We start from the raw sequence: 24840 nt of genomic DNA, 5'->3' as shown, positions 1-24840 counted from the left end.
ACTATATAATAGCATTTTTTGGGACGAGTCTGAATATGTATTCTATTAAGTATGTCTATTAGAGGGGGAAGTGAGATGGTCGGATGAAGTTCCATGAAATGGAGATTAAACAAGTAGAAAAGGTCTTAGAAACCGACTTTTCTTCTGGTTTATCAACGGAGGAAGTAAAAAGGCGTATTGCCCAGCACGGTTATAATGAATTGGACGAGGGAGAAAAGCAATCGGCTTTACTCTTATTTTTTAGTCAATTTAAAGATTTTATGGTCCTTGTGCTGCTGGCGGCGACTTTAATTTCCGGTCTGCTTGGCGAATATATTGATGCAATTGCCATTATCGCAATTGTCATTATTAATGGGTTTTTAGGATTCTTTCAAGAACGAAAAGCAGAAAAATCATTGCAAGCATTGAAGGAATTATCAGCACCGCAAGTTTCAGCACTAAGGGATGGTCAGTGGATTAAAATTCCTTCAAAAGAAATTATAATTGGCGATATCCTTAAATTTACAAGCGGAGATCGGATTGGCGCAGATGTCCGTATCATTGAATCGAAAAGCCTGGAAATAGAGGAATCAGCCCTCACTGGTGAATCTGTTCCTGTGTCTAAATCGATTGAGGCCTTACAAACAGCTAATCCGGGAATTGGTGATATGGAAAATATAGGTTTTATGGGCACGATGGTTTCAAGAGGCAGTGGAACAGGGGTTGTTATTGGTACCGGAATGAAAACAGCAATGGGGCAAATTGCTGATTTACTGCAAAATGCTGAATCACAGGAAACACCTCTGCAACGCCGTTTGGAGCAGTTAGGGAAAATTTTAATCACGGTAGCCTTATTTTTAACTTTGCTTGTTGTGGTAATTGGGGTTATTCAAGGTCACGAATTATATGAAATGTTTTTAGCGGGAGTTTCACTGGCGGTTGCAGCAATTCCTGAAGGTCTTCCGGCTATTGTAACGGTCGCATTATCGCTTGGTGTTCAAAAGATGATTAGGAAAAATGCAATTGTTAGAAAAATACAAGCAGTCGAAACACTTGGATGTGCCTCCGTTATTTGTTCCGATAAAACGGGAACGATGACGCAAAATAAAATGACGGTTACTCATCTTTGGAGCGGCGGACATACATGGACGGTGGACGGAGTCGGATATCAACCGCAAGGGATGTTTTATCGGAATGAAAAAACAGTGCATCCCAAGGATGAGAAAGCATTGCAGCAAATGCTGATTTTTGGAATGCTTTGTAATCATTCTGAATTAGTCATGAATGAAGAGGAAATCATTCTTGATGGTGATCCAACAGAAGGGGCCCTCCTTGTCAGTGCTATGAAAGCAGGATTTGATCGGCCTGCCCTCTTAAAGGAATTTACGATTATCAATGAATTTCCATTTGATTCAGCAAGAAAAATGATGAGTATGCATGTCAAGGATAAGCAAGGAAGACATTTTATTGTAACGAAGGGTGCTCCAGATGTCATTTTAGGAAATTGTGAATCCATCCTTTGGAACGAAAAAACACAATATTTGGGACAGGAAATACAGAATAAAGTTCAGGATGCGATTAACGGGCTGGCCGCAAAGGCATTAAGAACGATTGCTATTGCCTTTAAACCGGTTCCCGCCAATACCGTTATCTTAAGTGAACATGAAGCGGAGAAGAAATTAACCTTTATCGGTGTCCAAGGAATGATTGACCCGCCAAGGCCCGAAGTGAAAGATGCGGTAAAAGAATGTAAAGACGCAGGTATAAAAACGGTTATGATTACCGGTGACCATGTGATTACGGCAAAAGCGATTGCCACGCAGCTTGGAATTCTAACGAATAAAAGCAAGGTTCTGGATGGGAAGGCATTAGCCCAGATGTCAGTAGAGGACCTTGAAAATGTGGTTGAAGATGTTTCAGTTTTTGCCAGGGTTTCACCGGAACATAAATTAAAGATTGTAAAGGCATTACAAAATAAAGGACATGTTGTCGCGATGACAGGTGATGGTGTTAATGATGCACCAGCAATCAAAGCGGCAGATATTGGCGTTGCAATGGGTATTACCGGTACCGATGTTGCAAAGGAAGCATCGGCGCTTGTATTGTTGGACGATAACTTTGCGACCATAAAGGCAGCTATTAAAGAAGGAAGAAATATTTATGAAAATATCCGGAAATTCGTCCGCTATTTACTTGCTTCCAATGTAGGAGAAATCTTGGTGATGTTATTTGCCATGATTCTGGGTCTTCCGTTACCATTAGTACCTATTCAAATTCTTTGGGTAAACCTTGTAACAGACGGCTTGCCTGCGATGGCACTGGGGCTTGACCAACCTGAGGAGAATGTAATGAAACGGAAACCCCGCAGTCCAAATGAAGGTGTTTTTTCAAGAGGTTTGGGCTGGAAAGTGGTTTCAAGAGGATTTCTAATTGGACTAGTCACATTGCTTGCCTTTATGATTGTCTATCATAACGACTCAAGTCGTCTTGAATATGCACAGACAATTGCGTTTGCAACACTCGTTATGGCGCAGTTGATTCATGTTTTCGATTGCCGCAGTGAAAAATCGGTCCTTTCGAGGAATCCGTTTGGAAATCAATATCTCGTTTGGGCAGTAATTTCTTCTTTATTACTTGTACTGGTGGTCATTTATTATCCGCCATTACAGCCTGTGTTCCATACACTGCCGATTTTAGCCAAGGATTGGCTATTAATCTTGGGTTTATCTTCGATTCCAACTTTTTTACTGGCCGGTTCATTTTTGTTAAGAAAAACAAAATAAAGTATGATATAATCCAAAAGGTAGTAGAGGAAACTCTATTACCTTTTTTATCGAAACCGATCATCTAATGTAGATTGGATGTGTAAGCAGAATGGTTATTAGCATGACAGGGTTTGGAAGAAGTAAAAAGGAATCGGAGTCATTTTCGGTAATTGTTGAGGTGAAAACAGTTAACCACCGATTTTGTGAATTCAATATTCGGATGCCGAGGCAGCTCTTGAAAATTGAAGATAAACTGAAGAAAACAATAAATCAGCAAATCCGCCGGGGCAGAGTTGAGGTTTATGTGAGCATTGAAGGAGAAAGTGCTGTTACCCGCAAGATTCATGTTGATTGGAAATTAATTGAGGAATATTACCAATTTATCAATAGTGCCCGTGAAAAGTATGAGATTGAAGGAAAAGTAACCCTTCAGGATTTACTAAATAATAGTGAACTTATACATATCGAAGAAAGTGAAACAGGGAATGAAGAGCTTGAAAATTTAGTTCTTGCTGCAACGGGGGATGCGGTTCAATTATTAAAACAGATGAGGCTGGCCGAAGGCGAGGAACTAAAAAAGGATTTACTCTCTTCGTTAACTCAATTAGAAAAAAAGATTAACGAGCTTCAGGAGTACGCGCCGCTTGTTCTTCAGAGCTATCAAGACCGCTTAATGAAAAGAATGCAGGAACTGCTAAAGGGTCAAATAGACGAAACAAGAATTCTGACGGAAGTTGCCGTATTTGCTGATAAAGCAGATATTAATGAGGAGATTACACGTCTAAATAGCCATATCGGGCAATTCGGTCAAACGCTGAATGAAAAGGAGCCGATTGGAAGAAAGCTTGACTTTCTTGTACAGGAAATGAACAGGGAGGCAAATACAATCGGATCCAAAGCCAATGATGCCAGCATTGCCAAAAAGGTAGTGGAAATCAAAAGTTTGCTTGAAAAACTAAAGGAACAGGTTCAAAATATCGAATAGTTCCTGTTTAGAAAAAGTTTTCCACGGTCAAAATATATTATTGATGATTGGATGAGAGACATGTCAATTAAATTGATTAATATTGGATATGGGAATATTGTTTCGGCCAATCGAATTATTTCAATCGTTAGCCCGGAATCTGCTCCAATAAAAAGAATTATTCAAGATGCACGGGACCGGGGTTCCCTGATTGATGCTACATATGGACGACGTACACGTGCTGTAATTGTTATGGATAGCGACCATGTTATTTTATCAGCGGTCCAGCCAGAAACGGTGGCACATCGATTAGCCGACCGGGATGAAATTATAGATGAAGGGTAGGATGTAAGAAATATGCAAGAAAAAGGATTACTCATCGTACTTTCGGGACCATCAGGAGTTGGAAAAGGAACGGTTCGAAAGGAAATATTTTCACATCCTGATACAGCCTTTGAATACTCCATATCGATGACAACACGTCAGCCGCGTGGAGGCGAGGTGGATGGAGTCGATTATTTCTTTAAGACACGAGAAGAGTTTGAGAAATTAATTGAACAAGGGAAGTTATTAGAATATGCTGAGTTTGTCGGTAACTATTACGGCACACCGGTAGATTATGTGCGTGAAACCCTCGATAACGGAAAAGATGTATTTTTAGAAATCGAGGTGAAAGGTGCCCGCCAGGTTCGTGAAAAATTTCCAGAAGGATTATTTATTTTCCTGATGCCGCCAAGTCTTTCTGAACTGAAGAATCGGATTGTAACACGAGGAACGGAAACAGAAGACTTAATTCATAATCGTATGCTGTCTGCACGGGAAGAAATTGAAATGATGGAATTATATGATTATGTCGTGGAAAATGATCAGGTTGAGCTCGCTTGTGAACGGATAAAAGCGATTATCATGGCAGAGCATTGCCGCAGGGTACGAGTTGAGCATCGCTATAAAAAATTGTTGGAGGTTGAATAGAATGTTATATCCTTCTATTGATTCATTACTTGAAAAGATTGACTCAAAATATTCGCTTGTTTCCGTGGCAGCAAAACGCGCCCGTGTTATGTCGCAAGTAAGAGATGAAAGAATGCCTAAATATGTTTCCTATAAATATGTAGGAAAAGCACTTGAAGAAATTTACAGCGGTGAACTTACCTACCGTATTTCCAAAAAACCAGAAACATCAGCGGAATAAGTAAACCTTATTTCTACCGGAAAACAAAAAAGAAGGTCTGACGGCAAAGGAGCTCCTTATGTGTCAGACCTTTTTATTTTTACTCTAATGAACGAATTTTGTAGAATTACAGAGGAAAAAGATGAAATCTTGGTTTTTTTCTAGCATAATAAAAGTAATGAATTAGTGTGGAATAGAAGCGGGGGTTCTTTATGTTACAAGATAAAAAAATCGTATTAGGTGTTACTGGAGGAATAGCTGTATATAAAGCCGCTGCCTTAACAAGCAAACTAGTACAGGCAGGCGCACAGGTAAAAGTGATTTTGAGTGAATCTGCTGCAAAATTTGTAACCCCATTAACCTTTCAAGCATTATCACGAAATGAAGTATATATCGATACATTTGATGAAAAAGATCCAAATGTAATTGCCCATATCAATCTTGCAGATTGGGCAGACCTCATAATCGTTGCCCCGGCAACAGCTAATACCATTGCCAAACTGGCAAACGGCCTTGCCGATAATATGCTGACAACGCTCCTTTTGGCGACTACGGCACCTGTATGGATAGCACCGGCCATGAATGTACATATGTATGACCATCCGGCGGTGAAAAAGAACCTAGCCACTTTAGCAGAATTTGGTTATCAGTTTATTGAACCGGGTGAAGGCTATCTTGCCTGCGGCTATGTTGGGAAAGGGCGTTTGGAAGAACCTGAAAAAATTGTAGAGTTGGTACTTACGTTTTTCCAAAAAGAATCACCCTTGTTAAAAGGAAAAACTGTCGTCATTACTGCAGGACCGACTAGGGAGAAGATTGACCCGGTACGGTTTATTTCAAATCACTCAACAGGAAAAATGGGTTTCGCTCTTGCAGAACAAGCAAGGAAAAATGGTGCAAATGTTATTTTGATTTCCGGACCCGTATCTCTGCCAAATCCTGCTGGAATAAATGTAATAAGGGTTGAAAGTGCTGAAGAAATGTATAAAGCGGCTCTCAAGTTTTTTGAAGATGCTGATGTTGTCATTAAAACAGCCGCTGTTGCCGATTATCGTCCAAAAATCGTTCATGATGAAAAGGTTAAAAAACAACCGGGGAATGCGGTAATTGAGCTTGAAAGGACCAAGGATATTTTAGCTGAGTTAGGAAAAAGGAAAATTAAGCAAGTGCTGATTGGTTTTGCTGCTGAAACCAATAATGTCGAGGAATATGCCCGCAAAAAATTACATGCCAAAAATGCCGATTTAATTGTTGCCAATAATGTTAAAGCAGAGGGTGCGGGATTTGGAACGGAAACGAATATTGTGACGATGTTTAAACGAGATGGAACGGTTAAAGAATTGCCAATGATGACAAAGCATGATGTTGCCGAAAAAATTATTGAAGAAATTTCTTCTCTTCTAAAGGACATGGCGGAAAATGAAAATTGCTAGTGTTATTGTGGATGTTCCAACTAAGCAAACCGATAAACCCTTTGACTATTTAATCCCTCATCAATGGGAGGATACGATTCAGCCGGGAATGAGGGTAATCGTACCATTTGGTCCGAGAAAAATACAAGGGTTTGTGACCGAACTGAAGAACCATTCAGAGTTTAAACAGTTACGAGAAATATGTGAGCCAATGGATCTTGAACCTGTCTTAAATAAAGAATTATTGGATCTTGGAAACTGGCTGACGGAAAATACCCTTTGTTTTAAAATTTTTGCCTATCAAGCGATGCTGCCCGCAGCTTTAAAGGCAAAATATCAGAAAAAGGTTAAACTTGCCGTCGGTGTTGAAAGGCATGATTTGCCGGAGCCGCTCCCATCCTTTTTTCATCAGGACGGAACGATCTATTGGGACGAGGCTCTTAAATCCGGGATTGTTCCTACGCTCCAGAGGGAAGCGGCTAAAGGACATCTTGAAGTCATCTATGAGGTAAAGGAAAAACTTAAAAAAAAACAAATTAAAAAAGTAAGGCCATCGATTTCTCTTCCTGAATTAATGGTTGAAATGGAACGAATCCCGCAAAGGGCCGCTAAACAAAAAGAAGTCCTGAAATATTTTATTGAAAACAATCGTGAAGTTGAATTAAAACAATTATTGGATCATTTGCACACGACGAAAAGTACAATTAATGCGTTAATTGAAAAGAATCTTCTTGTTGAATGGGATGAAGAAGTTTATCGTGACCCATACGAGCATCGAACATTTGAACGGACGAAAAGCTTGGCCTTAACCGTGCAGCAGCAAGCGGCAATTGAACCGATTTTAAAGGCAAATGACGAAAACCAGCATAAAGTTTTCTTACTTTATGGTGTTACAGGGAGCGGTAAAACCGAAATCTATTTGCAATCTATTCAAGATTGCCTTGAAAAGGGGAAAGAAGCGATTGTCCTTGTTCCGGAAATAGCTCTCACTCCGCAAATGGTTAATCGATTTAAAGGAAGGTTTGGAGATTTAGTTGCGGTCATGCACAGCGGTTTGTCAGCCGGTGAAAAATATGATGAATGGCGGAAAATTCAGCGCCGGGAAGTGAGTGTGGTGGTCGGAGCCAGGTCAGCCATCTTTGCACCATTTGAAAACCTTGGAATAATCATTATCGATGAGGAACATGAAACAAGCTATAAACAGGAAGATATGCCGCGCTATCATGCACGTGAAGTGGCAATAAAACGTGCGAAAACTTATGGCTGCCCTGTTGTGCTCGGCAGTGCGACTCCTTCTCTCGAATCATTTGCGCGTGCACAGAAAAAGGTCTATGAGCTTTTGTCATTGCCTAACAGGATGAACAATCAAGCCCTCCCATCAGTGGAAATCATTGATATGCGTGAGGAATTGCGGGAAGGAAATCGGTCGATGTTTTCGCGAAGCTTATTCGAAAAGCTGAAGGATCGATTGGAAAAAAAACAGCAGTCTGTTTTATTTTTAAATAAACGTGGTCATTCTTCTTTTGTTATGTGCCGTGATTGCGGTTATGTAATTAATTGTCCGAATTGTGATATTTCATTAACCTATCATCGGGCGAGTGAACAAATGAAATGCCACTATTGTGGGTATGAAAGCTATGTACCGAAGCAATGTCCGGAATGTTTAAGTGATCATATTCGTTATTTTGGAACAGGTACACAAAAAGTGGAGGCGGAACTGGGCAAAATCCTTCCCGAAGCACGGATAATCCGCATGGACGTAGATACGACCGGTCGAAAAGGGGCACATGAAAGACTTTTACAAGACTTTCAGGACGGTAAGGCAGATATTCTTTTAGGTACACAAATGATTGCTAAGGGGCTCGATTTCCCGAACATTACGCTTGTTGGCGTCCTTTCAGCAGATACAATGCTGCATTTGCCAGACTTTCGTTCTTCTGAAAAAACTTTTCAATTATTAACACAGGTCAGCGGGCGGGCAGGAAGGCATCAATTGCCGGGAGAAGTGATTATTCAAACCTATACACCTGAGCACTATAGTGTTGAACTCGCAGGAACCCAAGATTATGACCTTTTCTACCAAAGGGAAATGATGGTCCGGAAAGTCCATCATTATCCGCCATTTTATTTCTTAACCCTGATTACAGTCAGTCACGAGCAGTTGATGACAGTCGTTTCGGTAACCGAAAAGATTGCGGGTTATATCCGCTCGCAGGTTTCGAATGAAACAGTTGTTTTAGGACCAACAGCCTCGCCTATTCCCCGTATTAATAATAGATATCGTTATCAATGTTTGATAAAATACAAGCGGGAACCAGACCTTTCCAGAACACTTAAAACGATTCTTGATCAATATCAAAAAGATACGGCCCATGGATTACATGTCTCGATTGATCTAAATCCATTTATTTTAATGTAGTTCACTTGATTATATAGTCTTTTAGATTACGAAAAGAAACTTTTGGTGAAAATAAGTAGTAATAATATTCTTATTTTTTATTTTTCGATTTAGAAAATTGTCTAGCACAAGCGTCCTGCCCCTCAAGGTTGCATATCTGCTCCTGCGGCAAAGCATATTCGAGGAAGTCTGTTCACCTGGTCAGATGCCAGCAAGGATGAAAAATCAGTGATGTAGGCATGCCGATGAAGTCTATAAAACGACTTCACCGAAGGAACTAAAGCCTTGTCGGGGCTGACCAAGGCACTTGCGCTTTTCTTATTTGGAGGAACAACTTTGACGATACGTAAAATAGTAAATTACCCTGCGGAAATTCTTGAGCAGCCGTGTAAAGCTGTTACAAAGTTTGACCGGAAGCTTGGAAAATTGCTTGATGATATGTATGATACGATGATTCAATATGATGGAGTCGGGCTGGCCGCTCCGCAAATTGGACTTGACGAGCGAATTGCCATTGTCGATATTGATGATAATCATGGTACCATTGAAATGATTAATCCAAGGCTTTTAGAATCCTCGGGGGAACAAACTGGGCCAGAAGGCTGTTTAAGTTTTCCCGGACTTTTTGGGGAAGTCTCAAGAGCCAATTATGTAAAGATAGAAGCATTAAATCGAAAAGGGAAAAAATATACTTTTGAAGCGGAAGGATTCCTTGCAAGGGCAATTCAACATGAAATGGATCATCTTGATGGAGTCTTATTCACTTCAAAAGTAACTAGATACCTTGAGGAAGACGAGTTAAAAGGAGAAGAACAATAAATGACCAAAATTGTTTTTATGGGTACGCCAGATTTTTCCGTACCAGTATTGCGCCGAATCATCGAAGACGGCTATGATGTCATCGGAGTGGTGACCCAGCCGGACCGTCCGGTAGGAAGAAAAAAAGTGTTAACCCCTCCGCCGGTAAAAGTAGAAGCCATAAAGCATGGAATCCCGGTCTATCAGCCTGAAAAAATACGTGAAAAAACAGAACTTGAGAAAATTCTTGCATTGGAACCGGATTTAATTGTAACAGCGGCATTTGGACAAATTTTACCAAAGGAACTTCTTGATGCACCTTCTTATGGATGTATAAATGTTCATGCCTCCCTGCTTCCTGAACTGCGTGGGGGAGCTCCCATCCACTATGCGATTATCCAAGGCAAAAAGAAAACAGGAATTACAATTATGTATATGGCGGAAAAGCTTGATGCCGGGGATATCTTAACACAAGTTGAAGTCCCAATAACGGGGGAAGACAATGTAGGAACTATGCACGATAAATTAAGTAAAGCAGGTGCAGATTTGTTATCTGACACAATACCGAAGCTATTGGCAGGCACTCTTACCGCGATTCCGCAAGATGATGCTGCTGCGACTTTTGCCTCAAATATAAAACGGGAACAAGAAAAAATTAATTGGAGCAAATCTGGGAAGGATATCTATAATCATATTCGCGGTTTAAATCCTTGGCCGGTAGCTTTTACGTTAATAAATGGTCGGGTTTTGAAAATTTGGCAGTCTGAAAAGGTAAAAGCTCCGAAAAGTGAGGCACCAGGGACGATTGTTGAAATTCAAGAAGATAGTCTGGTGGTTAGCACGGGAGACGAAACTGCGATTAAAATAACCGAACTTCAGCCATCCGGGAAAACCAAAATGACGGCTAAAGATTTTTTACGAGGAGCAGGTTCGAAAATTTCAGCAGGCGAAAGACTTGGGGAGTAATATGACAACAAAAAGAAAAAATGTACGTGAAGCTGCACTGGATTTATTGGCAGCGATTGAAAAAAATCAATCTTACAGCAACTTGCTATTAAACAGTACGATTGAGAAAAACCAAATCCCTCCTATTGATGTAGGATTACTGACGGAACTGACCTATGGAACGCTTCAAAGGAGAATGGCGCTGGATTTCTTTTTAAAACCTTTTATAAATAATAGCAAGAAATTGGAATTTTGGGTTCCTCATCTCCTAAGACTAACGCTATATCAAATGGTCTATCTAGATAAAATCCCGGACCGGGCAGCGATTCATGAAGCAGTTGAAATTGCGAAAAGGCGGGGCCATAAAGGGATTGCCGGCTTGGTCAATGGTGTTCTAAGGAGCATTCAGCGCGAAGGGATTCCGTCCCTAGACGAGATTAACGATCCAATTCAGCGGGTTTCCATCGCAACAAGTCATCCTGAATGGCTTATTGCGAGATGGGTAGAACAATTTGGCTATGAAAAGACGAAAGAAATGTGTGAAATGAATGTTCTGGCGCCATTACAAACGGCTAGAATCAATCTGGAGAAAACCACAATTAGAGAATGTATCGAGGAGCTTGATGAGGAAGGATTCCTAATCGAAAAGAGCCTAATCATCCCGGAAGCAATTCGGTCATTAAAGGGAAATTTAGCCGCATCGAATGCCTTTAAGAAAGGGTACCTCACGATACAAGACGAAAGCTCGATGCTTGCAGCTTATGCCTTGGGCGCCCAAGTGAATGAAAAAATATTGGATGCCTGTGCAGCACCCGGTGGAAAAAGTACACATATCGCCGAAAAAATGCACAATACAGGTGTCGTATATTCAATTGATTTGCATGAACATAAGGTAAAATTAATTCAAGATAACGCTAAGCGTTTACGTTTAGGTAATATTAAAACAATCGTAATGGATTCAAGGAAAGTTGGAGATCAATATCCTGAAGAATCCTTTGACAGGGTTTTGCTCGATGCACCATGCTCAGGTTTAGGGGTAATCAGAAGAAAACCCGATATGAAATATACAAAAAAAGAAGAAGATATCTTACAGTTAAGTGCCATTCAAGAAAAATTACTAAAAGCCGTTTCCCCTTTAGTGAAACAAGGTGGAATACTTGTCTACAGTACATGTACCGTTGATAAAGAAGAAAATGAAAAAACGATAAAAGCATTTTTACTGGATCATCCTGAATTTGAAGGGGATTTAACCTTAAAAGACCGTATGCCGGAAGCCATTCAATCTTTGATTACCGGTTTTGATTTGCAAATTTTCCCTCAGGATTTCGGCTCGGATGGCTTTTATATTGCAGCATTAAGAAAGAAGGGGTAACAAGTTGGAACAATTAAATACAACAGAGAGTAAAACGACATTAGAAAATAAAAAACCATCCATTTATTCTTTGCAGCTTCATGAATTAAAGGACTGGCTGTCAGAAAACGGAGAAAAGCCATTTCGCGCCGAACAAATTTTTGATTGGTTGTATAAGAAAAGAATTTCTTCCTTTGAAGAGATGAATAATTTATCAAAAGAGCTGCGGGAAAAACTCGACAAGCATTTTGTTGTCACTACTTTAAAAACTGTCATTCAACAAACATCGTCGGATGGCACGATAAAATTTTTATTTGAGTTGCATGATGGCTATTCCATAGAAACAGTACTCATGCGGCATGAGTATGGGAACTCGGTTTGTGTGACCACACAAGTAGGATGCCGAATCGGCTGTACCTTCTGTGCATCAACATTGGGTGGATTAAAAAGGCATTTAGAAGCAGGAGAAATCGTTGCCCAGGTTGTCAATGTACAGCAGGCACTTGATGAAACAGATGAAAGAGTAAGCTCAGTTGTCATCATGGGGATTGGAGAACCGTTTGACAACTATGACAATATGCTTTCTTTCCTTAAAATCATTAATCACGATAAAGGCTTGAATATTGGTGCACGTCACATCACTGTTTCTACTAGCGGGATCATTCCGAAAATTTACCAATTTGCTGATGAAGATATGCAAATTAATTTTGCTATTTCTCTCCATGCTCCAAATACCGAATTAAGGTCAAAATTAATGCCAATCAATAAAGCTTATAAACTTGATGACTTAATGAAAGCAGTACGATATTATATCGATAAGACCGGAAGACGGATTAGTTTTGAATACGGACTTTTTGGCAATGTGAATGATTCGGTAGAACATGCTGAGGAGCTTGCTTCCTTGTTAAAAGGGGTAAAATGCCATGTGAATCTTATCCCGGTTAACTATGTTCCGGAAAGGGATTATGTCCGTACCCCAAGAAATCAAATTTTTGCTTTTGAAAAAACGCTTAAAAAGCATGGAATAAATGTAACAATTCGCCGGGAGCACGGCCATGATATTGATGCTGCATGTGGACAACTTCGTGCAAAGGAGCGTAAAGAGGAGACGAGGTGAAGATAAGTGAAAGCTGTTTTTAAAACGGATCAAGGAAAAGTACGACAAAATAATGAAGATAATGGCGGGATTTTCCAAAATAAGGATGGACACTTTCTTGCGATTGTAGCTGATGGCATGGGGGGCCACTTGGCGGGCGACATTGCCAGTGAAATGACTGTCGCACACTTAAAGGATTTATGGGACCAATCAGAGGGGTTGCTAACAGCCGATTCGGCGGAAGAGTGGCTTAAAACGAATATCAATCAAGTAAATAAGCTGTTGTTTGAGCATTCAAAAAATAATCCTGAATGTGAAGGAATGGGAACAACCATTGAGGCCATTATTGTAACAGACAGATTTACCACTGTTGCTCATGTTGGTGACAGCCGCTCCTATATTTTAAATGAAAGCGGATTTCAGCAATTAACAGATGATCACACCCTTGTGAACGAGTTGGTTCGATCTGGACAGATTTCAAAAGAGGATGCGGAACATCACCCGAGAAAAAATGTTATCCTTAGGGCTTTAGGTACTGAACAGGAGATAAAAATTGATATCAAAACCATAATGTTTGAGGAAGGAGATTTTCTTCTTTTATGTTCCGACGGCCTGTCAAATAAGGTTAAAGAACAAGAAATGGTTCAAATTCTCCAAAACGGAGATATCCTTGAAAAGAAAGCAGAAACACTTATTAAAATAGCCAATGATAATGGCGGCGAAGATAATATCACCCTGATCATATTAGCGTTTGATGACGATGAAAGAGGGTGAAAATAAATGATTATTGGGAAAAGAATAAGCGGACGCTATAAAATCCTTGAAATGATTGGCGGAGGTGGCATGGCAAATGTTTATTTAGCGCATGATATGATTTTAGATCGTGATGTTGCGGTCAAAATCCTGCGCCTTGATTTCGCCAATGACGAGGAATTCATTCGCCGCTTTCATCGAGAAGCCCAATCCGCAACTAGTCTGGTCCATCCCAATATTGTTAGTATTTACGATGTAGGTGAAGAAGATTCTATTTATTATATTGTTATGGAATATGTCGATGGTCAAACATTAAAGCAATACATACAGGGGCGTTCACCGCTTCCTGTTGAAGAGGCAATAGATATCATGAAACAATTGACATCTGCCATTACTGATGCCCACCAAAATCATATTATTCACCGGGATATTAAACCACATAATATTTTGATTGATCGAAGTGGGAATGTGAAAATAACCGATTTTGGGATTGCGATGGCCTTAAGTGCTACAAGTATCACGCAAACTAACTCCGTTTTGGGTTCTGTTCATTATTTATCACCAGAACAGGCAAGAGGAGGTATGGCGAACCGAAAATCCGATATTTATTCACTGGGTATTGTGATGTTTGAATTATTAACAGGCAGACTGCCCTTTTCGGGTGAGTCAGCTGTTTCGATCGCTTTAAAACATCTTCAATCGGAAACACCTTCACTAAGAAGATGGAATCCAAACATTCCGCAAAGTGTTGAAAATATTGTTTTAAAAGCAACCGCAAAGGATCCATTCCTTCGCTATAATAGTGTGGATGAAATGGAGGAGGATTTAAGAACAGCCCTTAATCCGGAAAGAATGCATGAGCGGAAGTTTGAGATTCCTGTTGATAATGAAGCAACGAAAGCAATCCCGGTTATCACGAATGATCGGCCATATCCAAACCACGATGAAACATTGGTTCATAATACTGATAAAAACAACATTAAACATCACGAACAAGTGAAAAATGGAAATAATAAAAAGAAACGTAAAAAATGGCCGATTGTTTTGATTTCCACTTTTATCATTCTTGCACTTCTCGGACTTTTTTCTTTTTTATATTTACCCGGCCTATTATCTTCAAAAGATATAAAAATTCCGGATGTTAGTGGAATGAATGTTAACGATGCAGTTTCAAAGCTTAAGTTAGAAGGGCTTCAAGCTGGTGATAAAATCGAAATAACCGATGAAACAGTTGTGGAAGGACATGTGATTAAGACGGACCCTAAAGCCGGGGAAACGGTAAAAGAAAATCAAAAAATTACGCTTTATATTAGTTCAGGGAAAGAAAAATACCTACTGTCAGATTATACGCAACGGCAATATAATGATGTCGTTCAATTGTTAGAAAGAAAAAACTTTAAAGATATCATTAAAACTGAAGTATATGACGACAGTGATCCAGGGACCATTATTAGTCAAAATCCGGTTAGCGGAGAAAACATCGTTCCGGAGGATACAGTTCTTAAGTTTGAGGTAAGCAAGGGACCGGAAACCTTTGCATTAAAAGACTTGAGACAATATACAAAAAAAGCGGCACAGGATTATGCCGATGAAACCGGACTGACTATTGATACATCTGAAGAAAAATATGATGATAAAATTCCGGAAGGTATGGTAATTTCCCAATCACCTGAACCAGGAGCACAATTAAAAAAAGGTTACAATATTTCTGTCGTTATTTCGAAAGGAAAAGAGGAAAAACCGCCTAAAAATGTTTCAATCGAATTGAATATCCCTTACCAGCCTGTAACACCGGGAACACCACAAGAGATTCGAATTTTTATTGAAGATATGAATCATAGTATGACAGAACCGGCTGAAAGTTTTGCGATCACAGCGGACACAAAAAAAATAATTGAATTAAAAATTCCTTATGGGAAAAAAGCGGGATATAAGGTAATCAGGGATAATGAAGTCATCATTGATGAAAATAAGAAATACTCAGATGAGGAATAATAGCCGAAAAGCATGAAAGAATCCAAACTATTTATTAAAGTAGTAAAGACATGTAAGAGGCAGGGAGTGTTGCTATGCCAGAAGGTAAAATTGTCAAAGCATTAAGTGGCTTTTATTATGTCCTTCATAATGACGAATTAATCCAATGCCGCGGAAGAGGGATTTTTCGAAAAAATAAGATTACCCCTCTGGTTGGAGATGAAGTCATCTTCCAAGCAGAAAATGATCAAGAAGGATATATTCTCGAAGTAAAACTAAGAAAAAACGAGTTAATTCGTCCGCCCATTGCAAATGTTGACCAGGCTATTCTCGTTTTTTCAGCGGTTGAACCGGACTTTAGCACGGTTTTATTAGACCGTTTTCTGGTCTTGGTAGAATTTAATCATATTAAGCCGCTTATTTGTATTACAAAAATGGACCTTACGACCGAGGAAGAATTACAAACCATATCAGAATATGCGGAACAATATCGAAAAGCCGGATACGAGGTAATCCTTACTTCTTCGGAAACTGAGACAGGAATTGAACGTCTCAATCCTCATGTCGAGAATAAAATATCCGTTTTTGCAGGTCAATCGGGTGTGGGCAAATCATCATTATTAAATGTCCTGCGACCTGATCTTGAATTGAAAACCAATGATATATCAACCCATCTTGGCCGGGGCAAGCATACAACGAGACATGTTGAGTTGATCAAAATTGGTAATGGTCTAATTGCTGATACACCTGGATTTAGTTCGTTGGAGTTCATCAATATTGAGGCCGAAGATTTAACCTTTTGTTTTCCGGAAATCGAAAAGGCGAGTGAAAATTGTAAATTTCGCGGCTGCCTTCATGTGAGTGAGCCAAAATGCGGGGTAAAAGCAGGAGTGGAATTAGGCGCGATTCCATCCTATCGTTATGAGCACTATTTGGATTTTTTAAAGGAAATTAAAGAGAGAAAGCCGAGGTATTAAACCATGGTAAAAATTGCACCTTCAATCCTTTCAGCAGATTTTTCAAAATTGGGGGAAGAAATTTTAGCGGTAGAACAAGCAGGAGCAGATTATATACATGTAGATGTTATGGATGGTCATTTCGTGCCGAATATTACGATTGGTCCTTTAATCGTAGATGCGATTCGTCCTGTCACGAAGCTTCCGCTTGATGTTCATTTGATGATTGAAAATCCCGACCAATATATTGAAGCTTTTGTAAAAGCGGGAGCGGACATTATCACCGTCCATGTTGAAGCATGCCGCCATCTCCATCGGACCATCCATTATATTAAATCTTTGGGTGTAAAAGCGGGGGTAGTTTTAAATCCAGCGACACCAGTGGAGACAATTCAGCATATTATCGCAGATGTTGAAATGGTATTATTAATGTCCGTTAACCCGGGATTTGGGGGACAAAAATTTATACCTGAAGTTTTGCCTAAAATTAAAAAGGTAAAAGAACTTGCTGAACAAAAGAGACTTGACCTAGAAATTGAAATTGACGGTGGAGTAAATCCTGAAACGGCCAAACTTTGTATTGAAGCAGGAGCAAATGTGCTTGTGGCAGGTTCGGCTGTATATAATCAAAGTGATTATGCAAAAGCAATATCTATGATTCGAGGATAATCTGAAAAAGCCGGCGAAAGCTGGCTTTTTCACTATGGAAAGTAGGGCTTACATGATTATTAACATCTTGGCTGGTGGGCCTGAAGAGGATCTGCCTGATTTAGATCTTTATTCAGATGAAAATGTAATATGGGTAGGTGTGGATCGTGGGGTTTATCAACTTTTGAAACGAAATATTACACCCGAAATTGCTTTTGGAGATTTTGATTCGGTTACACCTGGGGAACTTGATTTCATTGAAGGGAAAGTTAATAAACTGAATCGATTCGAGCCTGAAAAAAATGAAACGGATATGGAGTTGGCCTTGGACTGGGCTATAAATCAAAATCCCGATAAAATCCGTCTATTTGGAGCAACCGGAGGCAGACTCGATCATCTATTTGCCAATGTTCAATTATTAATTCATTCATTGTTAAAGCAAAATCAATTGTCCATCCATATTATAGATCGCTCTAATGAGGTTTGGGTAAAGGAACCGGGAAGCTATAAAATAGAAAAAAAATCAGATAAAAAATACATTTCTTTTATACCCGTTACCCCCAATGTTGAGAATCTTACACTTGAAGGCTTTAAATATCCATTAAAAAATCAGCATATTTCCCTCGGCTCCACACTATGTATTAGTAATGAACTTATTAGTGATCATGGTACTTTTTCATTTTCTGAAGGCATATTAATAGTGATAAGAAGTCATGATTAATATGGTACTGATTTCATTTGATTGAATAATATGGTAAGGGCTTTGAAAAAGAGATGTGGATGACGTTGAGGAGGGACAGTATGAAATTTTATACGATTAAACTGCCGAAATTTTTAGGCGGACTTGTCCGAGCGATGATTGGGGCTTTTAAGAAAAACGAATAGATATATTGAGTTGAGCGCCCGTTATCCGGGTGCTTTTTGTTTGATAAGGCTCTTTTCGTAAACTTTGTTGCTTTGGACCTTAATAAGGATCAAATACTTAAGTTTCTAGGCAATTTTCGCAAATGTTCTTACGAAAAGATGCCACGAAGCATTTAGTTATACGTGTTGATGAACTTATACGAAAAACAACAATCTATGCGAAAATAGCCTTTGATAAAAAAATAATTGCAAAAGAAAAGGGCATCCTAATTGGATGCCCCACATTTCTTTATTAAACGCGCTCTACTTTACCAGATCTTAACGCTCTTGCAGAAACCCAAACACGCTTTGGCTTTCCGTCAACAAGAATACGTACTTTTTGTAGGTTAGCACCCCATGTACGCTTGTTTGCGTTCATAGCGTGAGAACGTGCGTTACCAGTTGTTGTTTTCTTTCCAGTTACTACACATTTACGTGGCATAATGATTTCCCTCCTTAACACCAAAAGCTATATAGCATTTACATTTTCAGATGCTTTCATCTGGATATAGAAAAATGGCCGTGCCATATTTTCTAGTCTAAAGATACCTTAATAATTTATCATACAACCTGTATGATTGCAATACTTGTTAAGAAAGGTTTCAAGAAAAATTCCTTGACAACAGAAAAGCGGTTGGCGCTTTAGTGGACAAATCTCATAGCGAATGAAATAAAACCTAATGCGAAAAAGCTCAGAATAATAACAATGACTTTTATTATTCTAATGTCTATAGTAAAATGACTGTAAGTCAAGGAGCAATTTCCAAAAGGGGGAACGATTCATGTCCATTGAATTAAAAACAAAGTTCGGACAAATTGATATTTCAAATGAAGTAATCGCTACCATCGCTGGAGGAGCAGCAATCGATTGTTATGGAATCGTCGGTATGGCATCAAAAAATCAAATTAAAGACGGTCTTACAGAAATATTAAGAAAAGAAAATTTTACACGTGGAGTTATTGTTCGCCAAGATAATGAGGAAGTACATATTGATATGTATATAATCGTCAGTTATGGAACGAAAATATCCGAGGTTGCCCACAACGTGCAATCAAAGGTAAAATACACCCTCGATAAAACTGTTGGACTTGCCGTTGACTCGGTAAATATTTACGTTCAGGGAGTTCGAGTGACGAACCCATAAGTTCGTAGTACGAACCTCAGTAAGGAGGAAGGTTTGTGTCAATAACAGCTTTAGATGGAAAACGTTTTGCGGAAATGGTGATTCAAGGTGCAAATCATCTTGCTGCAAATGCAAAAATGGTAGATGCGTTAAACGTTTTCCCCGTGCCCGATGGTGATACCGGTACAAATATGAACCTATCCATGACTTCGGGGGCAAAGGAAGTTAAAAACAATGTTCAAGAACATATAGGGAAAGTGGGAGTAGCCCTTTCCAAGGGGTTATTAATGGGTGCCCGCGGGAACTCGGGGGTTATTCTTTCTCAATTATTCCGTGGTTTTGCCAAGGCGGTTGAAAATAAATCTGTCATTTCCGGCAAGGATTTTGCTCAAGCTTTGGAATCGGGAGTAGAAACAGCTTATAAAGCAGTCATGAAACCTGTTGAAGGAACGATTCTTACAGTTGCCAAGGATTCAGCAAAAAAGGGAATCCAGGCTGCGCAAAACACGGATGATGTTGTTAAAATAATGGAGGAAGTATTAAAGGAAGCAAAAGCTTCTTTAAAGCGGACACCTGATTTACTTCCTGTTTTGAAAGAAGTTGGAGTAGTGGATAGCGGCGGTCAAGGTCTTGTATTCGTTTATGAAGGCTTTTTAGCAGAATTAAAAGGGGAAAAGCTCCCGGATTCACCTGCTGCCCTGCCTACTCTGGAAGAAATGGTCAGTGCGGAACATCATAAAAGTGTGCAAAGTCATATTAATACGGAGGATATCGTATTTGGATACTGCACCGAATTTATGGTGAAATTTGAAAGTGAAAAAGTGGCGAAAAATCCTTTTAAAGAAGAAGTATTTCGTAATGATTTGAGTAAACTGGGAGACTCATTACTCGTTATAGCTGATGAAGAACTGGTGAAAGTGCATATCCACTCAGAGCTGCCAGGAGAAGTTTTGACCTATGGACAGCGTTATGGAAGTCTCATTAATATGAAAATTGAAAACATGCGCCAGCAGCATTCCAATATTGTTGGTGAAACACATACACCCCTCGTCTCGGATAAACAAACTCCACAGAAAGAAAAAGCAGAATATGGGATTGTTACCGTTTCAATGGGCTCAGGTATTGCACAATTATTCAAAAGTATTGGAGCAAATGCTGTGATTGAGGGCGGCCAAACAATGAACCCAAGTACCGAGGATATTGTGAAAGCTGTTAAGCAAGTAAATGCGAAACAAGTTTTTATTTTACCTAATAATAAAAATATTATTATGGCGGCACAACAGGCTGCAGATGTTACCGAGGAAGACATTTATGTGATTCCTTCCAAAACGGTACCTCAAGGATTATCAGCATTATTGGCTTTCAATTCATCAGCAAATGTAAAGACAAATGAAGCAGCAATGACGGAAGCCATGCAGCATGTAAAAACAGGCCAAATCACCTTTGCGGTCCGCGATACTCAGATTGATGGCTTGGAAATTGAAAAAGGTGATTTCATGGGAATCGCCGAAGGCAAAATTATTGTGAAAAACCAAGAAAAGGTGAAAGCAGCGGAAGAGCTTCTTTTGAAAATGCTTGATGAAGATTCTGAAATTCTAACGATTCTTTATGGTAAAGATGTATCAAAAGAGGAAGTTGATGCGCTGGTAGAATTTGTGGAAGAGAAGTATAGAGAGGTTGAAATTGAGATCCACAATGGTGCTCAGCCATTATATTCTTTTATCTTTTCAATTGAATAAGGAACAGATACAATAGAAGGGGGGGGCCCCTTCTTTTTATATTCACGGAAGGTTCTTACCTCTCTTTAAAGTTTTTTAAAATAATTTTAATTGAATAGATAGATTAATAATAGGGGAGAGAACTCATTTGAAATATAGAAGCGTCTTTGACATTATTGGACCTGTAATGATTGGACCATCAAGTTCGCATACAGCTGGAGCGGCGCGCATCGGCAGGGTAGCAAGGAGCTTGTTCGGAAGAGAGCCGAAATGGGCGAATATTTCTTTATATGGTTCTTTTGCGAAAACCTATAAGGGGCATGGGACAGATGTTGCCATTGTTGGCGGACTATTAGATTTTGATACCGATGATGTCAGGATTATTAATGCCATGGATATTGCAAAGGAAAAAGGAATTAAGCTTCGCTTTATAGAGGAAGACGCCGTAACAGATCATCCAAACACTGCAAGGATCATTTTAGGTGATCATAATGGGGAGCTGGAACTTGTTGGGATTTCCATCGGCGGCGGGAAAATTGAAATCACCGAGCTTAATGGATTTGAACTTAAGCTATCGGGCAATCATCCGGCCATTTTAGTGGTTCATAATGATAAATTTGGTACGATTGCAAGCGTTGCGAACACTCTTGCCAAATACCAAATCAATATCGGTCATATGGAGGTTTCGCGAAAAGAGGTTGGAAAATTAGCCCTAATGACGATTGAAGTAGACCAAAATATTGATGATAAACTCATTGACGAATTAGAACAGCTTCCGAATATACTGAAAGTAACAAAAATCGTTGATTAAAAGAAAAAACGGAAACGCCTTGGTATGGGGGCTTAAACCAAGAGTCCTTAGGCGCTGGAGCTGGACAATAGCAGTATCCTAGAGGAGGAAAACCTGTGTTTCGAAATGTAGCTGAACTTGTGGAGCTTGCAAATAGCCAAAATAAAAAAATCTCAGATATCATGATTGAACAAGAAGTCACAGTAACCGGCCGGTCCAGAGAAGAAGTCATTGCTTTTATGGACCGTAATTTGCGGGTCATGGAGGAAGCGGTTGAACGTGGAATCAAAGGTGTAAAATCCCACTCTGGTTTAACCGGCGGGGATGCAGTGCTTCTTCAAGAGTATATTAAAAAAGGAAATTTTTTAACAGGAGAAACCGTACTTGATGCCGTAAGTAAAGCGGTTGCCACAAATGAAGTGAACGCGGCGATGGGGACAATTTGTGCGACGCCTACAGCAGGGTCTGCAGGAGTAGTTCCGGGTACACTATTCGCTTTAAAAAGTAAATTGAATCCGACTAGAGAGCAAATGGTATCATTTTTATTTACAGCAGGTGCTTTTGGATTTGTGGTCGCAAATAATGCTTCGATTTCCGGTGCTGCCGGGGGGTGTCAGGCCGAGGTAGGATCAGCTGCAGGAATGGCTGCAGCAGCGATTGTAGAAATGGCAGGAGGAACACCAGACCAATGTGCCCATGCAATGGCGATTACATTGAAAAATATGCTAGGTCTTGTATGCGATCCTGTTGCCGGTTTAGTAGAGGTACCATGTGTTAAGAGAAATGCGATGGGGGCAGCGAATGCCATGGTTGCGGCCGATATGGCATTAGCGGGGGTTACCAGCCGAATCCCATGTGATGAAGTTATCGAGGCGATGTATAAAATTGGACAGAATATGCCGACAGCATTAAAAGAAACTGCGCAGGGAGGTTTGGCGGCAACACCGACAGGACGCAAATTGGAAGCGAAAATCTTTGGTATGCCGCTGGAAGAAAAGTGAATCTTGAACTAACCCAATCCGTATCCGTTTTAAAAGGAATTGGCGAAGAAACGGCAGAGAACTTGGCGGAAATGAAAATCTACACCATTTACGATTTATTGGAGTATTTTCCTTATCGTTATCAAGACTATCGCCTCCGCGACCTAACAGAGGTAAAGCATGACGAAAAAATAACGGTAGAAGGGAAGGTTCATAGTGAGCCTTCTCTTGCCTATTATGGAAAAAAAAAATCCAAACTGACCATTCGACTATTTGTTGACCGATATTTAATCAAGGTAGTTTTTTTCAACCAGCCCTACCTGAAAAATAAATTAGTTCCCAATGAAACTATTACCGTAACGGGAAAATGGGATGCACACCGGCAAACGATTACAGCTAGTGAAATGCAGGCGGGGCCAAATGCCAAGGCGCATGACTTTGAGCCTGTATATGCCTTAAGAGGAAAAATGACGACAAAAGGAATGCGGAAATTTATTAGCCTTGCTTATCAGCAATATGGAAATATGATTGAGGAAAATCTTCCGTTTTCACTATTGAATAAATATCGTCTGCTAGACCGCCGCGATGCACTCCGAGCCATGCATTTTCCTGTTAATTCGGATGATGTCAAACAAGCAAGGCGCCGTTTTGTTTATGAAGAATTTCTTTTATTTCAACTTAAAATGCAGGCATTAAGAAAATTCGAAAGAGAGCAATCACCAGGATTAACGCAAAACTATTCGCTGCCAAAATTAAAAACTTTTATAGATTCTCTACCTTTTCCGTTAACCAATGCTCAAAAACGAGTCGTGAACGAAATATTGGCAGATTTAAAATCCGGATTTCGGATGAACCGCCTCCTGCAAGGTGATGTCGGTTCAGGGAAAACAGTTGTAGCTGCAATCTGCTTATATGCAAGTGTGACAGCGGGTTTTCAAGGTGCGTTAATGGTGCCAACCGAAATATTAGCAGAACAGCATGCTGAATCGCTTAAGAGTTTATTAGACCCATTTGCATTTCGCACCGAGCTATTGACTAGCTCCGTAAAGGGAAAACGAAGGCGTGAAATCCTCCAAGACCTGGCGGAAGGAAAAGTGGACATTTTAATTGGTACACATGCGCTCATTCAGGACGATGTATCCTTTAAAAAACTTGGTTTTGTCATTACCGATGAGCAGCATCGCTTTGGGGTTGAACAGCGAAGGGTGTTACGGGAAAAAGGTGAGAATCCCGATGTTCTGTTTATGACCGCAACTCCTATCCCCCGTACTTTGGCGATTACCGTATTTGGTGAAATGGATGTTTCCATTATCGATGAAATGCCGGCAGGAAGAAAAACGATTGAAACCTATTGGGCAAAACCGGAAATGCTTGATCGTGTCCTTGGTTTTGTTGAAAAGGAACTGGCCAAAGGCCATCAAGCCTATGTCATTTGTCCATTAATTGAAGAATCGGACAAGCTCGATGTTCAAAATGCCATTGATGTTCATATAACCCTTTCGCAGTACTTTCAAAATCGTTATCGGGTGGGGCTTATGCATGGCCGTTTAAGTTCAGATGAAAAAGATACAGTTATGAAGGCTTTCAGCGCAAATGAGGTTCAAATCCTTGTATCCACAACGGTGGTGGAAGTGGGTGTAAATGTTCCGAATGCGACAATGATGGTGATTTACGATGCTGAAAGATTTGGACTCTCTCAGCTGCATCAGCTAAGAGGTAGGGTTGGGAGAGGCAGTGATCAATCCTATTGTATCTTACTTGCTGCTCCAAAATCCGAAGTTGGTCAGGAAAGAATGAAAATTATGACGGAAACCAATGATGGCTTTGTTCTTAGTGAAAAAGATTTAGAACTGCGGGGACCAGGGGATTTCTTTGGGAAGAAACAAAGCGGGATTCCGGAATTTAAAGTGGCAGATATGGTCCATGACTATCGTGCGCTTGAAACGGCCAGAAGCGATGCGGCTCTGTTAATTCAGTCAAATGCGTTCTGGTCTTCTCCCGAGTATGAATTTTTACGAAACCAGCTTGAGGAAACGGGTGTATTAGAAGGGGAAAAATTGGACTAAATCTAATTAAACTTATGAATAATAATAGGAAAAGCAGAGAGCAAGTGTA

General features: G+C 39.9%; 23 protein-coding genes. 22 read left to right on the top strand and 1 reads right to left on the bottom strand.

Going from position 1 to position 24840, the window contains the following annotated elements; genetic code table 11:
• The first annotated feature begins 83 nt into the window (after window positions 1–83).
• From BIV60_RS12860 to spoVM, 17 genes are all read left to right on the top strand, one after another.
• Entirely contained in the window at window positions 84–2762 is a 2679-nt protein-coding gene (locus BIV60_RS12860) for a calcium-translocating P-type ATPase, PMCA-type (RefSeq protein WP_071356138.1), read from the top strand.
• 91 nt (window positions 2763–2853) lie between these two features.
• Window positions 2854–3729 carry a YicC/YloC family endoribonuclease gene (locus BIV60_RS12855; RefSeq protein ID WP_071356137.1) on the top strand — a complete coding sequence of 292 codons (876 nt, stop codon included), beginning with the start codon at window positions 2854–2856 and terminating at the stop codon, window positions 3727–3729.
• A 60-nt stretch (window positions 3730–3789) separates the two neighbouring features.
• The gene (gene remA / locus BIV60_RS12850) at window positions 3790–4053 is read left to right on the top strand and encodes an extracellular matrix/biofilm regulator RemA (protein ID WP_026574829.1); all 264 of its coding nucleotides are present in this window, start codon (window positions 3790–3792) and stop codon (window positions 4051–4053) included.
• Window positions 4054–4065: 12 nt separating this feature from the next.
• The gene (gene gmk, locus BIV60_RS12845) at window positions 4066–4680 is read left to right on the top strand and encodes a guanylate kinase (RefSeq protein ID WP_071356136.1); all 615 of its coding nucleotides are present in this window, start codon (window positions 4066–4068) and stop codon (window positions 4678–4680) included.
• 1 nt (window position 4681) lies between these two features.
• Window positions 4682–4900 (top strand): DNA-directed RNA polymerase subunit omega, encoded by a 219-nt coding sequence (rpoZ, locus tag BIV60_RS12840; RefSeq protein WP_071356135.1) that lies wholly within the window; start codon window positions 4682–4684, stop codon window positions 4898–4900.
• Window positions 4901–5091: 191 nt separating this feature from the next.
• Window positions 5092–6312: a bifunctional phosphopantothenoylcysteine decarboxylase/phosphopantothenate--cysteine ligase CoaBC gene (coaBC, locus tag BIV60_RS12835; protein ID WP_071356134.1), complete on the top strand. Its 1221-nt coding sequence runs from the start codon at window positions 5092–5094 to the stop codon at window positions 6310–6312.
• Window positions 6299–8710, top strand: a complete 2412-nt coding sequence (priA, locus tag BIV60_RS12830; RefSeq protein WP_071356133.1) for a primosomal protein N' — start codon at window positions 6299–6301, stop codon at window positions 8708–8710. The genes coaBC and priA overlap by 14 nt, the downstream gene beginning before the upstream one ends.
• Before the next feature lie 315 nt (window positions 8711–9025).
• Window positions 9026–9508, top strand: a complete 483-nt coding sequence (def, locus tag BIV60_RS12825; protein ID WP_071356132.1) for a peptide deformylase — start codon at window positions 9026–9028, stop codon at window positions 9506–9508.
• Window positions 9509–10453, top strand: coding sequence for a methionyl-tRNA formyltransferase (gene fmt, locus BIV60_RS12820; protein ID WP_071356131.1), 945 nt, complete (start codon window positions 9509–9511; stop codon window positions 10451–10453).
• A gap of 1 nt (window position 10454) precedes the next feature.
• On the top strand, window positions 10455–11804 hold the full coding sequence (rsmB, locus tag BIV60_RS12815; protein WP_071356130.1) for a 16S rRNA (cytosine(967)-C(5))-methyltransferase RsmB: 1350 nt from the start codon (window positions 10455–10457) through the stop codon (window positions 11802–11804).
• Window positions 11805–11808: 4 nt separating this feature from the next.
• Window positions 11809–12900, top strand: a complete 1092-nt coding sequence (gene rlmN, locus BIV60_RS12810; protein WP_071356129.1) for a dual-specificity RNA methyltransferase RlmN — start codon at window positions 11809–11811, stop codon at window positions 12898–12900.
• 6 nt (window positions 12901–12906) lie between these two features.
• The gene (locus BIV60_RS12805; protein WP_071356128.1) at window positions 12907–13653 is read left to right on the top strand and encodes a Stp1/IreP family PP2C-type Ser/Thr phosphatase; all 747 of its coding nucleotides are present in this window, start codon (window positions 12907–12909) and stop codon (window positions 13651–13653) included.
• A 6-nt stretch (window positions 13654–13659) separates the two neighbouring features.
• On the top strand, window positions 13660–15627 hold the full coding sequence (gene pknB / locus BIV60_RS12800) for a Stk1 family PASTA domain-containing Ser/Thr kinase (protein WP_071356127.1): 1968 nt from the start codon (window positions 13660–13662) through the stop codon (window positions 15625–15627).
• Window positions 15628–15701: 74 nt separating this feature from the next.
• Window positions 15702–16583 carry a ribosome small subunit-dependent GTPase A gene (rsgA, locus tag BIV60_RS12795; RefSeq protein WP_071356126.1) on the top strand — a complete coding sequence of 294 codons (882 nt, stop codon included), beginning with the start codon at window positions 15702–15704 and terminating at the stop codon, window positions 16581–16583.
• A 3-nt stretch (window positions 16584–16586) separates the two neighbouring features.
• The gene (gene rpe, locus BIV60_RS12790) at window positions 16587–17231 is read left to right on the top strand and encodes a ribulose-phosphate 3-epimerase (RefSeq protein WP_071356125.1); all 645 of its coding nucleotides are present in this window, start codon (window positions 16587–16589) and stop codon (window positions 17229–17231) included.
• A 52-nt stretch (window positions 17232–17283) separates the two neighbouring features.
• Window positions 17284–17931, top strand: coding sequence for a thiamine diphosphokinase (locus tag BIV60_RS12785; RefSeq protein WP_071356124.1), 648 nt, complete (start codon window positions 17284–17286; stop codon window positions 17929–17931).
• Window positions 17932–18011: 80 nt separating this feature from the next.
• The gene (spoVM, locus tag BIV60_RS12780; protein WP_035445740.1) at window positions 18012–18095 is read left to right on the top strand and encodes a stage V sporulation protein SpoVM; all 84 of its coding nucleotides are present in this window, start codon (window positions 18012–18014) and stop codon (window positions 18093–18095) included.
• A gap of 271 nt (window positions 18096–18366) precedes the next feature.
• On the opposite strand, the gene rpmB is transcribed toward spoVM, so the two are convergent.
• Window positions 18367–18555, bottom strand: coding sequence for a 50S ribosomal protein L28 (rpmB, locus tag BIV60_RS12775; RefSeq protein ID WP_007087786.1), 189 nt, complete (start codon window positions 18553–18555; stop codon window positions 18367–18369).
• A gap of 340 nt (window positions 18556–18895) precedes the next feature.
• On the opposite strand from rpmB, the gene BIV60_RS12770 reads away from it, so the two are divergent.
• From BIV60_RS12770 to recG, 5 genes are all read left to right on the top strand, one after another.
• Window positions 18896–19258, top strand: coding sequence for an Asp23/Gls24 family envelope stress response protein (locus BIV60_RS12770; protein WP_026574843.1), 363 nt, complete (start codon window positions 18896–18898; stop codon window positions 19256–19258).
• A gap of 35 nt (window positions 19259–19293) precedes the next feature.
• Window positions 19294–20976 (top strand): DAK2 domain-containing protein, encoded by a 1683-nt coding sequence (locus tag BIV60_RS12765; protein ID WP_071356123.1) that lies wholly within the window; start codon window positions 19294–19296, stop codon window positions 20974–20976.
• 127 nt (window positions 20977–21103) lie between these two features.
• A complete protein-coding gene (gene sdaAB, locus BIV60_RS12760; protein WP_071356122.1) occupies window positions 21104–21766 on the top strand; it encodes an L-serine ammonia-lyase, iron-sulfur-dependent subunit beta in 663 nt (220 codons plus the stop codon).
• Window positions 21767–21861: 95 nt separating this feature from the next.
• Window positions 21862–22746 carry an L-serine ammonia-lyase, iron-sulfur-dependent, subunit alpha gene (gene sdaAA, locus BIV60_RS12755; RefSeq protein ID WP_071356121.1) on the top strand — a complete coding sequence of 295 codons (885 nt, stop codon included), beginning with the start codon at window positions 21862–21864 and terminating at the stop codon, window positions 22744–22746.
• Window positions 22743–24791 (top strand): ATP-dependent DNA helicase RecG, encoded by a 2049-nt coding sequence (recG, locus tag BIV60_RS12750; protein WP_071356120.1) that lies wholly within the window; start codon window positions 22743–22745, stop codon window positions 24789–24791. The genes sdaAA and recG overlap by 4 nt, the downstream gene beginning before the upstream one ends.
• Window positions 24792–24840: the final 49 nt, after the last annotated feature.

The organism is Bacillus sp. MUM 116 (genome assembly GCF_001866655.1).
Classification (GTDB): domain Bacteria; phylum Bacillota; class Bacilli; order Bacillales; family Cytobacillaceae; genus Neobacillus.
The sequence above is the reverse complement of the archived record's forward strand: the minus strand, read 5'-3'. Positions and strand labels throughout refer to the sequence as shown.